The organism is Stenotrophomonas testudinis (assembly GCF_024499815.1).
Lineage (GTDB): Bacteria > Pseudomonadota > Gammaproteobacteria > Xanthomonadales > Xanthomonadaceae > Stenotrophomonas.
In genome coordinates, this window is sequence record NZ_JAMOKY010000060.1 from 1 (window position 1) to 12,659 (window position 12,659).

Genomic DNA, 12,659 nt, shown 5'->3' on the forward strand with positions numbered 1-12,659 from the left:
CCCCCCCCCCCCCCCCCCCCCCCCCCCCCCCCCCCCCCCCCCCCCCCCCCCCCCCCCCCCCCCCCCCCCACTACCGGTATTTGCACGTGACAAATCCGCCGGGCATGGCCCGGTATCGTTCGGGTAGCGCCGGGCCATGCCCGGCGGCGCTTTCTCAGCGCACGTTCGGGACTTCGTAGCCCAGCTTGCCGACCTGGTCGGCGTGCTGCGGCACGCGCTTGAGCTTGTCGGTGTTCACGCCGTACTCGTCGCGCAGGCGCTCGGCCAGCTCCTTGTACAGCGCCTTGTCCATGTCCGGCTGGCGCGAGAAGATCCAGGCCATCTCCCGGCCCGGGTAGCCGATCATCGCCCACGAATAGTCCGGGGCGACTTCCAGCACGCGCGAATGGGTCGGCACGATCCGGTAGAACCAGGTGCGCCAGGCGTGGTTGCCGCTGTCGGCGTCGACGCTTGCACGTGCACGCACTTCCTGCTGCGGCGCACCGAAGCCATCGCGGTAGCGGTAGACGATGCCCACCTTGTTGTCTTCGCGCAGCGTGTACTCGTTGACGCTGGCCACGTGGCCGCGTTCGATGAAGTTCGGCACGCGGCCGATCACGTACCAGGTGCCCATGAAGCGCTGCAGATCGATCGGCGCACCATATTCGGAGGCCCCCGATGCGCTGGCGCGTGGCGACGGCGGGTCGCTGGCGGCCAGCGCGGGGCCTCCAAGGGACAGAGCCAGCAACACGGCGCAGAACGGGCGGATCGAGGACATGCGGGAGCGAGCTCCATTGGGTGCCCAAGCATGGTCGACTGTGTGTGCTCGTTCCGTCAATGGCGGTCGCAGTCTGTGAGAAGGGAGCGGGCCAAGCTGGCCGCCATTGAATCGTCGAGAACGCCCATGAACACTCGCTCTTCCCGTCGCAACCCTGCTGAACGCGACAGCTTTGCCTCCGACCGCCGCCTGCTGCGCAGCGTGCAGCAGCTGGCCCTGGCCGGGCTCGCGCTGGTGCTGGTGTGGCCGGCGGCACGCGGCAGCAGTGTCTGGGTGGGCTGGCTGCCGCTGTGGCTGGTGGGCATGCCGGTGTCGGCCTGGTGGGCGCTGCTGGGCTGCCCGTTGCCGCGGCGGGCCTGGCTGCGCCGCCTGCGCCAGCCGGGCACGCAGGCCCGGCGCCTGCCGGCACGGGCGCGGCGCGCGCGTACCGCTGCGGCCTGACCTTCGACACGGGGGCGGCCCCGGGGATCCGTGCTAGCGTTCCAGCGCTTATGACTGCCTGGAACCGCAATGTCACGATTCGCTTCCGCCTGCCTGCTGGCCGGCATGATGACCGCTGCTTCGGTGGGGACCGCCGTGGCTGCTGAAGAAACCGACCGTTACGCCTGGCTGGAGGACGTCACCGGCGACAAGCCGCTGTCCTGGGTCAAGGAACAGAATGCCAAGTCCGAGGGCCGCCTGGCGCAGACCCCGGCCTTCAAGCAGATGGAAGCCAGCATCCGCGAGGTGCTCGATTCGGACGCCAAGATCCCCGGCGTGCAGAAGATCGGCGACTATTACTACAACTTCTGGAAGGACCAGCAGCACGAGCGCGGCCTGTGGCGCCGCACCACCCTGGCCGAGTACCGCAAGGCCTCGCCGCAGTGGGAAACCGTGCTCGACCTGGATGCACTGAACAAGGCCGAGGGCGAAAACTGGGTCTGGCATGGCGCCGACTGCCTGCGCCCGGACTACAGCCGCTGCCTGATCGCGCTGTCGCGCGGCGGTGCCGATGCCGATGTCACCCGCGAATTCGACCTGGCCAACAAGACCTGGATCAAGGACGGCTTCTTCCGCCCCGAATCCAAGGGCGGCCTGGGCTGGATCGACCGTGATTCGGTGTTCGTCTACACCGATTTCGGTACCGGTTCGATGACCACCTCCGGCTACCCGCGCGTGGCCAAGCTGTGGAAGCGCGGCACGCCGCTGGCCTCGGCCAGCGTGGTCTACGAAGGCAAGCCGGAAGACATGTACATCGCGGCGATGCACGATGACACCCCGGGCTTCGAGCGCAACCTGGTCAGCCGCACGCTGGCCTTCTACAACAACGAGCTGTACCTGCGCGCCGACAACGGCACGCTGACCAAGATCGATGCGCCGAACTCGGCGGAAAAGGGCCTGCACAAGCAGTGGCTGACCCTGGAACTGCGCGACCCGTGGACCGTGGGTGGCAAGACCTACGCCTCCGGCTCGCTGCTGGCGACCAAGCTCGACGATTTCCTGGCCGGCAAGCGTGATTTCGAAGTCCTGTTCACCCCGACCGCGACCACCTCGCTGGCCGGTGCGACCTGGACCAGGAGCCACCTCGTGCTGAACGTGCTCGACGACGTCAAGAACCGCCTGTCGGTGCTGACCCCGGGTGCCAACGGCTGGCAGAAGAGTGAGTTCGTCGGTGCGCCGGCCTTCGGCACCCTTGCCGTGGGTGCAGTGGACAGCAACGACAGCGACGCCGTCTGGCTGACCGCCACCGATTACCTGACCCCGACCACCCTGGCCCTGGCCGACATCGGCAAGGCCCCGGAAACGCTGAAGACCATGCCGGCCTTCTTCGATGCCGAGGGCAAGGTGATCGAGCAGCACTTCGCCACCAGCAAGGACGGCACCCGCGTGCCGTACTTCGTGGTGCACGACAAGGCGATGAAGCTGGATGGTTCCAACCCGACCCTGCTGTATGGCTACGGTGGTTTCGAGATCTCGCTGACCCCGAGCTACTCCGGTGGCATGGGCCGCGCCTGGCTGGAGAAGGGCGGCGTGTACGTGGTCGCCAACATCCGTGGCGGTGGCGAGTACGGCCCGCGCTGGCACCAGGCGGCGCTGAAGCAGAACCGTCACAAGGCCTATGAAGACATGGCCGCGGTCGCGCAGGATCTGGTTACCCGCAAGATCACCACCGCCAAGCACCTGGGCGTGCAGGGCGGCAGCAACGGTGGCCTGCTCACCGGCAACATGCTCACCCAGTACCCGGAACTGTTCGGTGCGGTGGTGGTGCAGGTGCCGCTGCTGGACATGAAGCGCTACAGCCACCTGCTGGCCGGTGCGTCGTGGATGGCCGAGTACGGCAACCCGGACACCAGCGACTGGGAGTTCATCAAGACCTTCTCGCCGTATCACCTGTTCGACGCGAAGAAGACCTACCCGCCGGTGCTGTTCACCACCTCCACCCGCGATGACCGCGTGCACCCGGGCCACGCCCGCAAGATGGCAGCGAAGATGATCGACGCCGGCAAGGACGTGACCTACTACGAGAACATCGAAGGTGGCCACGGCGGCGCAGCCAACAATGCGCAGGCCGCACACATGTCGGCCCTGGCCTACAGCTTCCTGTGGGAGCGCTTGGGGGGCAAGTGATGGAATGAAAAACGCCGCCCTCGGGCGGCGTTTTTCGTTGTCGGGTCGCGCCGCAAAAATTCCGCTGGGCGTGGCCCGGCGCTACCGGAATCGCTTCAACCCACGCGCAATCCGCTCAACGGCCTCCTGCAGCCGCGGCACTTCCTGCGTATACGCCAGGCGCACGTGCTGGTTGGCGCGGTGAAAACCGAAATCCAGGCCCGGGGTGAATGCCACGTGCTCGGTTTCCAGAAAGTGCGCGCAGAACGCCTGCGCATCGTCAGTGAACGCACTGACGTCGGCGTACAGATAGAACGCGCCCTGCGGCTCCACCTCGATGCGGAAGCCCAGCTCGCGCAGGGCCGGCAGCAGGAAATCACGGCGCTGGCGGAACGCCTCGCGGCGCTGCTCGAAGATCGCCATCGATTCCTCGCTGAAACAGGCGAGGGCGGCATGCTGGGCGATGCTCGACGCGCTGATGTACAGGTTCTGCGCCAGCTTCTCCAGATCGGGCACCGCCGCCGGCGGCGCCACCAGCCAGCCCAGCCGCCAGCCGGTCATGCCGAAGTACTTGGAGAAGCTGTTCAGCACGAAGGCGCTGTCATCCACCTGCAGCACGCTGGGCGCATCCAGACCATAGGTCAGGCCGTGGTAGATCTCGTCCACCACCAGGTTGCCACCGCGCGCATGCAGCGAGGTCGACAGCGCGGCCAGTTCATCGGCCGACAGCACGGTGCCGGTGGGGTTGGCGGGTGAGGCGACCAGCGCACCAACGCTGTCGGCATTCCAGTGCTGTTCCACCAGCGAGGGGGTCAGCTGGTAGGCGGTATCGGGGCCGACCGGCACCAGCTGCGCGCCGCCTTCCACCAGCCGCAGGAAGTGGCGGTTGCAGGGATAGCCGGGGTCGGCCAGCAGCCAGTGCCGGCCCGGATCGACCAGCAGGCTGCTGGCCAGCAACAGTGCGCCGGAACCGCCGGGGGTGACCAGGATGCGATCGGGATCGATGTCCAGCCCGTAGTGGCTGCGGTAGAAGCCGCTGATCGCCTGGCGCAGGGCCGGCAGGCCGCGCGCGGCGGTGTAGCGGGTATGGCCGGCCGCCAGTGCGGCCTGGCCGGCGCGCACGACCGGCTCGGCGGTGGTGAAGTCCGGTTCGCCGATCTCCAGATGGATCACGTCGTGGCCGGCCTGTTCCAGCGCCTGCGCGCGGGCCAGCAGGGACATCACGTGGAACGGGGCGATCTCATGGCTGCGCCGGCTGTAGCCCGGCGTGTGGGGCAGGGTGCTCATGCCGCCATGGTACGCCGCCGGCAGTGGCCGCTGCAGCAGTGGTAGAGTCGAGCTTGCTCGACTGCGGTTGCGGTCAGTCGAGCAAGCTCGACTCGACCTACGCCACGGACGCCATTGCGTAACCGCACCAGGACCCTTATCTCATGAAATCCACCCTCTGCCTGTTGCTTGCCAGCCTGATGACCAGCACCGTTACCGCCGCCACCCCGCCCGTTCCGCCGGATGCCGCCAAGCACCCGCACGAGGTCAAGGCGCCGTTCGGCGCCACCCGCAACGACGATTACTACTGGCTGCGCGACGACAAGCGCGAGAACAAGGACATGCTGGCCTACCTGCAGGCCGAGAATGCCTACACCGATCAGCTGCTGGCGCCTTTGAAGCCGCTTGAGGACACCCTGTACAAGGAAATCGTCGGCCGCATCAAGCAGGACGATTCCAGCGTGCCGGCGCGCGAGCGCGGCTACTGGTACTACAGCCGCTACGAGACCGGCCAGGACTACCCCATCCACGCGCGCCGCAAGGGCAGCATGGAGGCGGCCGAGGAAGTCCTGCTGGACGTCAACGCGATGGCCGCCGGCAAGGGCTATTTCAGCGTCGGCGCGATGGAAGTCAGCCAGGACAACCAGCTGCTGGCCTGGGCCGACGATGATGTCGGCCGCCGCCAGTACACCATCCGCTTCAAGGACCTGGCCACCGGCAAGGTGCTTCCCGACGTCATCACCGGCAGCTCCGGCAACCTGGTCTGGGCCGACGACAACCGCACCGTGCTGTACGTCGAGAACGATCCGGAGACCCTGCTGACTGTGCGGGTGAAGAAGCACGTGCTGGGCACCCCGGCCAGCGCCGACACCGTCGTCTACGAAGAGAAGGACGACAGCTTCTACATGGGCATCGGCCGCACCCGCGACGATCGCTTCATCACCATCGGCGTGCACAGCACCGTGTCCTCGGAAGAGCGCTACGCCCCGGCCAGCGACCCGACCACCTTCACCGTGCTGGCCCCGCGCCAGCGTGACGTCGAGTACGACGCCGACCATTACGACGGTCGCTGGGTGATCCGCACCAACGACGGTGCGAAGAACTTCAAGCTGGTCACCGCTCCCACCGATGCCACTTCGCGTGCGCAGTGGAAGGATTGGATCGCGCACGACGATGCGGTGTTCATCGAAGGCTTCGAGCTGTTCGACAGCTACACCGCCATCGCCGAACGTTCCGAAGGCCTGGAGCGCATCCGCCTGCTGTTCAAGGATGGCCGCAGCGACTACGTGAAGGCTGATGAGCCGGCGTATTCGATGGGCCTGGGCGACAACACCGAGGCCGACACGCCGTGGCTGCGCTACGTCTACACCTCGATGACCACCCCGACCACCGTGTTCGAACTGAACACCGCCACCGGTGAGCGTCGCCAGCTGAAGGTGCAGCCGGTCATCGGCTATGACGCCTCGAAGTACGAGACCGACCGCGTCTGGATCACCGCGCGCGACGGAGTGAAGGTGCCGGTGTCGCTGGTCTACCGCAAGGGCTACCAGAAGGATGGCAAGGGCGCGCTGTTCCAGTACGCCTACGGCAGCTACGGCATGTCGATGGACCCGTACTTCAACCAGACCGCGGTGAGCCTGCTCGACCGTGGCGTGGTCTACGCCATCGCCCACATCCGTGGCGGCCAGGAAATGGGCCGCGACTGGTACGAGAACGGCAAGCTGCTGCACAAGCAGAACACCTTCAACGACTTCATCGACGTCACCCGTGGCCTGGTGGCGCAGGGCTGGGCGGCCAAGGACCGCGTCGCCGCCTCCGGTGGCAGCGCCGGTGGCCTGCTGATGGGCGCGGTGGCCAACCAGGCGCCGCAGGATTACCGGGTGATGGTGGCGCAGGTACCGTTCGTCGACGTGGTCACCACCATGCTCGACCCGACCATTCCGCTGACCACCAACGAGTACGACGAGTGGGGCAACCCGGAGCAGAAGCAGTACTACGACTACATGCTGTCCTACTCGCCCTACGACAACGTCACGAAGCAGGCCTACCCGTCGCTGTTCGTGGGCACCGGCCTGTGGGATTCGCAGGTGCAGTACTGGGAACCGGCCAAGTGGGTGGCCAAGCTGCGTGACGACAACACCGGCCACTACCCGATCGTGTTCCGCACGAACATGGAAGCCGGCCACGGCGGCAAGTCCGGGCGCTTCCAGCGTTACCGCGAGCTGTCCGAGTCGTATGCGTTCGTGCTGCAGCAGCTGGGCATCGTCCAGCCGTGATGGCGACAGGGTGCCGGGCACTGCCTGGCACCCTGAACCGGTATCCTTGCGGCCATGACCACGCCCGCACCACCGCCCCCGGATGACGCGCCGCCGCCGCGCGTGGTGCGTTTCCGCTGGGCGTGGTGGCTGCTGGCCTATGCCAGCCTCGGCACCGGCATCGTCGGCATCTTCGTGCCGGGCCTGCCGACCACCGTATTCATCCTGATTTCGGCCTGGGCCGCCTCGCGCGGCTCCGAGCGCCTGCACGCCTGGCTGCTGCAGCATCCGCGGTTCGGCCCGGCCATCGCCAACTGGCAGGCGCACGGTGCGGTCAGCCGCTACGGCAAGTGGATGGCCACGATCACCATGGCCGCGTGCGCCGGCATCATGCTGTGGTGCGTGCCGATCGCCTGGGTGAAGTGGTTTTCCATCGGCAGCATGACCGTGGTGGCGATCTGGCTGTGGACACGGCCGTTGCCCCCGCGGGAATAAGGCTCCCGCCGGGCATGGCCCGGCGCTACCTGGGGTGCACGGTTGCGGTAGCGCCGGGCCATGCCCGGCGGATGCGTGGCCCTGCACCCTCCACCTACCGCTCAGCTGCCAATGGCTATACTCGGGCGCATGAAGATCCCCCATCGCAACGTCATTCTGATTCCGCTGGCAGCGGCCTCGCTGCTGTTCCTGTCCGCCTGTGGCAACAAGGGCCCGCTGGTACTGCCGCAGAAGCCGGTGCCGGTGGAAGAGACGGTCGAACCGGCCGTCGAGCCCGAAGCCACCCCGGAAGCCACCCAGCCGACCAGCGACGGCAGCCCCTCGGTCACCCCGGACCCGATCAAGCCGGTGGACGGTGGGAATGAGTAAGGCTGGCTCCAACGCCCTGCGCTTCAGCAAGATGCACGGTGCGGGCAACGATTTCGTAGTGATCGACCTGCGTGACGGCACGCCGCCGCCCACCCCTGAAGTGGCCGCGCGCCTGGCCGACCGCCACACCGGCGTAGGCTGCGACCAGATCCTGACCATCGAGGCCCCGCGTGCGGACGGCTCGGTGGCGTCCTACCGGATCTGGAATGCCGACGGTTCCAATTCCGAGCAGTGCGGCAACGGCGCGCGCTGCATCGCCGCCTGGCTGGTGCGCGAGGGCAGTGCCCAAGGCGAGCGCTTCGTGATCGACAGCCCGCTGGCCAGCCACGAGGTGCAGGTGCTGGGCGATGGCCGCTTCTCGGTGGCCATGGGCGTGCCGGCGTTCGAACCATCGCAGGTGCCGCTGGTGGGCTTCGCCCATGCGCGCGACGAATACCTGATGCCGCTGCAGGGCGAGACCGTGCGCTTCTCGGCGGTGTCGATGGGCAATCCGCACGCGGTCATCGAAGTAGGCCTGGTCGATGCCGCTCCGGTCGAGCGTGTCGGTGCGCTGCTGCAGCAGCATGCGTCGTTCCCGCAGTCAGTCAACGTGGGCTTCGCCCAGGTGATGGGTCCGGACCATGCGCGCCTGCGCGTGTACGAGCGTGGCGTCGGCGAAACCCTGGCCTGCGGCAGCGGTGCCTGCGCAGCGGCCGTCACTCTGATGCAGCGCGGCCGGCTGCAGGCCGATGCACGCATCAGCCTGCCCGGTGGTGAACTGCGCATCCAGTGGCCGGGCGACGGCCAGCCGGTGGTGATGGCCGGCCCGACCGCATTCGTCTTCGAAGGGGAGTGGATCGCATGAGTGAGACCGTCGACAAGCTCGGGGGCCATGACGTCGCTGCGTGGTTGCGGCGCCATCCCGGCTTCCTCAAGCAGTTCCCGGACCTGGCCCTGACCCTGGTGGTGCCGCGCGATGACGGCCCGACCGCGTCGCTGGCCAGCTACCAGCTGGAAGTGCTGCGCGAGAAGAACCGCGAGCTGGCGCGACGGTTGGCCGACCTGGGCGCGACCGCCCAGGTCAACGAGCGGTTGGCGGTGCGTACGCACCAGCTGACCCTGGCCCTGATGAAGCAGGACAACGCCGCCGACACCCTGCGTGCGATGGCGGCCTCGCTGCAGGAAGATTTTGCCGGTGACCTGGTGCGCCTGGTGGTGCACACCCCGGTGGCTGGTCTGGAGCAGGCCGAATGGCTGCAGGTGATCGCCGCAGACGACGCGCAGCTGGGCCCGTTCCGCGATTGCCTGAAGGACGGCGAGCCGATCTGCGGGCGCCTGCAGCCTGAGAAGAACGCCGTGCTGTACGGCGCGCGCAGCGATGAAGTGCAGACCACCGCACTGCTGCCGCTGCCGGGCATCGGCCTGATCGCAGTCGGCAGCCACGATGCCAACCGCTTCTACCCGGGCATGGGCACGCTGTTCCTGCGCATGATGGGTGATGCCCTTGTCACCGGCCTGAAGCGCTTCGAGCGCTGAGCCGGGACGCACGACGATGAGCGCGGTACAGCACTTCCTGCAGCACCTGCAGGTGGAACGGCGGATGTCGGCGCATACGCTCGACGCCTACCGCCGTGACCTGGACACGCTCACCGTGTGGGCGGAGCCGCGCGGCGTGGCGGTGGAGGCAGTGGATGCTGAAACGCTGCGCCAGTTCGTCGCCGATGAGCATCGTCGCGGGTTGTCGGCCAAGAGCCTGCAGCGCCGCCTGTCGGCCTGCCGTAGTTTCTACGCCTGGCTGCTCAAGCACGGGCGCATCGAGGTGAGCCCGGCCGCGAGCCTGAAAGCGCCCCGTGCGCCGCGGCGCCTGCCGCAGGTGCTCGATGCTGATGAAGCGGTGCAGCTGGTCGAACTGGAACCGGAAGGTGAACTCGGCCGCCGCGACCGCGCGCTGCTGGAACTGTTCTATTCCTCCGGCCTGCGCCTGAGCGAAGTGTGCGCGCTGACCTGGCGCGACCTAGATTTCGACAGCGGTCTGGTCAACGTGCTCGGCAAGGGCAACCGCCAGCGCCGGGTGCCGTTCGGGCGGCCCGCGCGCGAAGCACTGCTGTCCTGGCGCGCGCAAAGTGGTGGTGGCCCGGCGACGCCGGTGTTCCCCGGCCGCAAGGGGCCGATCAGCCAGCGTGCGGTGCAGATCCGCATCCGCCAGCTGGCCCAGCGCCAGGGCCTGTTCAAGCACGTGCACCCGCACATGCTGCGGCACAGTTTCGCCAGTCACATCCTGGAATCCTCCGGCGACCTGCGCGGCGTGCAGGAACTGCTTGGCCACGCCGACATCGCCACCACGCAGATCTACACCCACCTTGATTTCCAGCACCTGGCCAAGGTCTACGACGCCGCGCATCCGCGCGCCAAGCGCAAACCGACCGGGTAGCGCCGGGCCGTGCCCGGCGAGCGCAACAGCCCTCGCTTGATCTGCATCAGGGCAGGGTGGGGCGCATCGGCGCATCGTGGCCGCAGGCCACGAGGAAACCGCCAGCATGGCAAAGCCCATTCCCCTGCTTCCCCGGCACCCCGAACGCATCTGCTGGGGCTGTGACCGCTACTGCGCGGCCGACGCGCTGGCCTGTGGCAACGGCTCGGGCCGCACCCAGCACCCCATCGAAACCCAGGGCGAGGACTGGTACATCGCCTGGGGCATCGAGCCGAATCCAGAGCGGCCTTCGCATGCCAAGCGCTGAACGGCATCCGTCCGCGCGGGCTTGATCGCTCCCGGCGCTGTCCCCATGTCCCGTGAACAGCTATCGGAGGCCGCATGGACCCCAGTCAGAATCCCAATGTTTTCCACGCCACCACCATCGTCTGCGTGCGCCGCGGCGATCACGTGGCCATTGCCGGTGATGGCCAGGTCACCCTCGGCCACACGGTGATGAAGGGCAACGCGCGCAAGGTGCGCCGCCTTGGCCGCGACGGCCAGGTGCTGGCCGGCTTCGCCGGTGCCGCCGCCGATGCCTTCACTCTGTTCGAGCTGTTCGAGGCCAAGCTGGAAAAGCATGGCCAGCTGCAGCGCGCCGCCGTCGAGCTGGCCAAGGATTGGCGTACCGAACGCCGCCTCGGCAAGCTGGAAGCCCTGCTGGCCGTGGCCGACAAGGAAACCTCGCTGATCATCAGCGGCACCGGCGATGTGATCGAGCCGGAGGACGGCATCATCGCCATCGGTTCCGGCGGTTCCTACGCACTGTCGGCCGCACGCGCGCTGATGGCGCACACCGAACTGGATGCGCGCACGATTGCCAGTGAAGCGATCGGCATCGCCGGCGACATCTGCATCTACACCAACCGCAACGTGGTGGTCGAGGAGCTGTAACGCTCCCCGATCCGCCGGGCATGGCCCGGCGCTACCGACAACGAATTCGTGAGCACATCCATGTCGAAGATCGAAGTTTCCTCCGCCACCATGACCCCACGCGAGATCGTGCAGGAACTGGACCGGCACATCGTCGGCCAGCACGACGCCAAGCGCGCGGTGGCCATCGCCCTGCGCAACCGCTGGCGCCGCATGCAGCTGGTGCCCGAGCTGCGCAATGAAGTGATGCCGAAGAACATCCTGATGATCGGCCCCACCGGCGTCGGCAAGACCGAGATCGCGCGTCGCCTGGCCACCTTGGCCAATGCGCCGTTCGTGAAGGTCGAAGCCACCCGCTTCACCGAAGTCGGCTACGTCGGCAAGGACGTCGAGCAGATCATCCGCGACCTGGCCGATACCGCGGTCAAGCTCTATCGCGAACAGGCCAAGGTGCGGGTGCGTACCCAGGCCGAAGAACGCGCCGAAGACCGGATCCTCGATGCGCTGCTTCCGCGCCGCAGTGGTGGCATCGGTTTCGATCCGGAAGTGGCCCGCAACGAGCCGTCGGCGCAGGACAACGAGACCCGCATCAAGTTCCGCAAGATGCTGCGCAACGGTGAGCTGGACGAGCGCGAGATCGAACTCGACCTGGCCGCCAATGTCAGCATGGACATCATGACCCCGCCGGGCATGGAGGAGATGGGCCAGCAGCTGAAGTCGATGTTCGCCAACCTCGGCGGCGGCGCCAAGGCGCACAAGCGCACGCTGACCATCAAGGCCGCGCGCCCGCTGCTGATCGAGGAAGAAGCCGGCAAGCTGGTCAACGAGGACGACATCCGCACCGCGGCGATCGAAGCCTGCGAACAGCACGGCATCGTCTTCATCGACGAGATTGACAAGGTCGCCAAGCGCGGCGACGCAGGCTCGTCTGGCGGCGATGTCTCCCGCGAAGGCGTGCAGCGCGACCTGCTGCCGCTGGTGGAAGGCTCCAACGTGTCCACCAAGTACGGCACGATCAAGACCGACCACATCCTGTTCATCGCCTCGGGCGCGTTCCACCTGGCCAAGCCCAGCGACCTGATCCCGGAACTGCAGGGTCGCTTCCCGATCCGCGTGGAGCTGGGCGCGCTGAGCAAGAACGACTTCGTGCGCATCCTGACCGAGCCGAAGGCCGCGCTGACCAAGCAGTACGAAGCGCTGCTGGCCACCGAGGGCGTCAAGGTCAGCTTCACCGCCGATGCCATCGACCGCTTGGCCGAGATCGCCTTCCAGGTGAACGAACGCCAGGAAAACATTGGTGCGCGCCGCCTGCACACCGTGCTGGAGCGCCTGCTGGATTCACTGAGCTACGAAGCACCGGACCGCGACGGTGAAACCCTGGCCGTGGACAGCGCCTACGTCGATGCGCACCTGGGTGAACTGGTGCAGGACCCGGACCTGAGCCGCTACATCCTGTAACGCCAGGCAGGGTCGGATCCCTCGCTCCAGCGGGGCTCTGACCCCAAGCCCCGCAACTGAAAAGGCCGCCGAAAGGCGTAATGCTGTTCACTTAAGCGGTGCAGCCTTGCGATCTACCGGATAGCGGGTCTTGGAAATCTTCACCGTCCTC

General features: G+C 67.3%; 13 protein-coding genes. 11 read left to right on the plus strand and 2 right to left on the minus strand.

Features of this window, described 5'->3' with window-relative positions; translation table 11 throughout:
• Positions 1-154: 154 nt before the first annotated feature.
• On the minus strand, positions 155-757 hold the full coding sequence (locus NQ204_RS18940) for a lipocalin family protein (RefSeq protein ID WP_116865473.1): 603 nt from the start codon (positions 755-757) through the stop codon (positions 155-157).
• A gap of 126 nt (positions 758-883) precedes the next feature.
• Here NQ204_RS18940 and NQ204_RS18945 point away from each other — a divergent pair, with 126 nt between their 5' ends.
• Both NQ204_RS18945 and NQ204_RS18950 read left to right on the plus strand, forming a co-directional pair.
• Entirely contained in the window at positions 884-1,198 is a 315-nt protein-coding gene (locus tag NQ204_RS18945; protein ID WP_256644652.1) for a hypothetical protein, read from the plus strand.
• Between the two features lie 69 nt (positions 1,199-1,267).
• Positions 1,268-3,364 carry a prolyl oligopeptidase family serine peptidase gene (locus tag NQ204_RS18950; protein WP_256644653.1) on the plus strand — a complete coding sequence of 699 codons (2,097 nt, stop codon included), beginning with the start codon at positions 1,268-1,270 and terminating at the stop codon, positions 3,362-3,364.
• An 81-nt stretch (positions 3,365-3,445) separates the two neighbouring features.
• Here the strand turns inward: NQ204_RS18950 and NQ204_RS18955 are convergent, their stop codons facing one another.
• Entirely contained in the window at positions 3,446-4,630 is a 1,185-nt protein-coding gene (locus tag NQ204_RS18955; protein ID WP_256644654.1) for a pyridoxal phosphate-dependent aminotransferase, read from the minus strand.
• A 143-nt stretch (positions 4,631-4,773) separates the two neighbouring features.
• Between NQ204_RS18955 and NQ204_RS18960 the strand changes: the two genes are divergently transcribed.
• The 9 genes from NQ204_RS18960 to hslU all read left to right on the plus strand — a co-directional run bounded on the left by NQ204_RS18960 (position 4,774) and on the right by hslU (position 12,508).
• Positions 4,774-6,885 (plus strand): S9 family peptidase, encoded by a 2,112-nt coding sequence (locus NQ204_RS18960; RefSeq protein ID WP_116864468.1) that lies wholly within the window; start codon positions 4,774-4,776, stop codon positions 6,883-6,885.
• 54 nt (positions 6,886-6,939) lie between these two features.
• Positions 6,940-7,359 carry a YbaN family protein gene (locus tag NQ204_RS18965; RefSeq protein WP_116864467.1) on the plus strand — a complete coding sequence of 140 codons (420 nt, stop codon included), beginning with the start codon at positions 6,940-6,942 and terminating at the stop codon, positions 7,357-7,359.
• Positions 7,360-7,488: 129 nt separating this feature from the next.
• Positions 7,489-7,728 (plus strand): LPS translocon maturation chaperone LptM, encoded by a 240-nt coding sequence (gene lptM, locus NQ204_RS18970; protein WP_116864466.1) that lies wholly within the window; start codon positions 7,489-7,491, stop codon positions 7,726-7,728.
• On the plus strand, positions 7,721-8,572 hold the full coding sequence (gene dapF, locus NQ204_RS18975; protein ID WP_116864465.1) for a diaminopimelate epimerase: 852 nt from the start codon (positions 7,721-7,723) through the stop codon (positions 8,570-8,572). Before lptM ends, dapF begins: the two co-directional genes overlap by 8 nt.
• On the plus strand, positions 8,569-9,243 hold the full coding sequence (locus tag NQ204_RS18980) for a DUF484 family protein (RefSeq protein ID WP_116864464.1): 675 nt from the start codon (positions 8,569-8,571) through the stop codon (positions 9,241-9,243). Before dapF ends, NQ204_RS18980 begins: the two co-directional genes overlap by 4 nt.
• 16 nt (positions 9,244-9,259) lie before the next feature.
• Positions 9,260-10,138, plus strand: coding sequence for a tyrosine recombinase XerC (gene xerC, locus NQ204_RS18985; protein WP_116864463.1), 879 nt, complete (start codon positions 9,260-9,262; stop codon positions 10,136-10,138).
• Between the two features lie 106 nt (positions 10,139-10,244).
• On the plus strand, positions 10,245-10,445 hold the full coding sequence (locus tag NQ204_RS18990) for a DUF3079 domain-containing protein (protein WP_116864472.1): 201 nt from the start codon (positions 10,245-10,247) through the stop codon (positions 10,443-10,445).
• A 74-nt stretch (positions 10,446-10,519) separates the two neighbouring features.
• Positions 10,520-11,071, plus strand: coding sequence for an ATP-dependent protease subunit HslV (gene hslV / locus NQ204_RS18995; RefSeq protein ID WP_079223431.1), 552 nt, complete (start codon positions 10,520-10,522; stop codon positions 11,069-11,071).
• Positions 11,072-11,131: 60 nt separating this feature from the next.
• On the plus strand, positions 11,132-12,508 hold the full coding sequence (gene hslU, locus NQ204_RS19000) for an ATP-dependent protease ATPase subunit HslU (protein ID WP_116864462.1): 1,377 nt from the start codon (positions 11,132-11,134) through the stop codon (positions 12,506-12,508).
• Positions 12,509-12,659 lie beyond the last annotated feature (151 nt).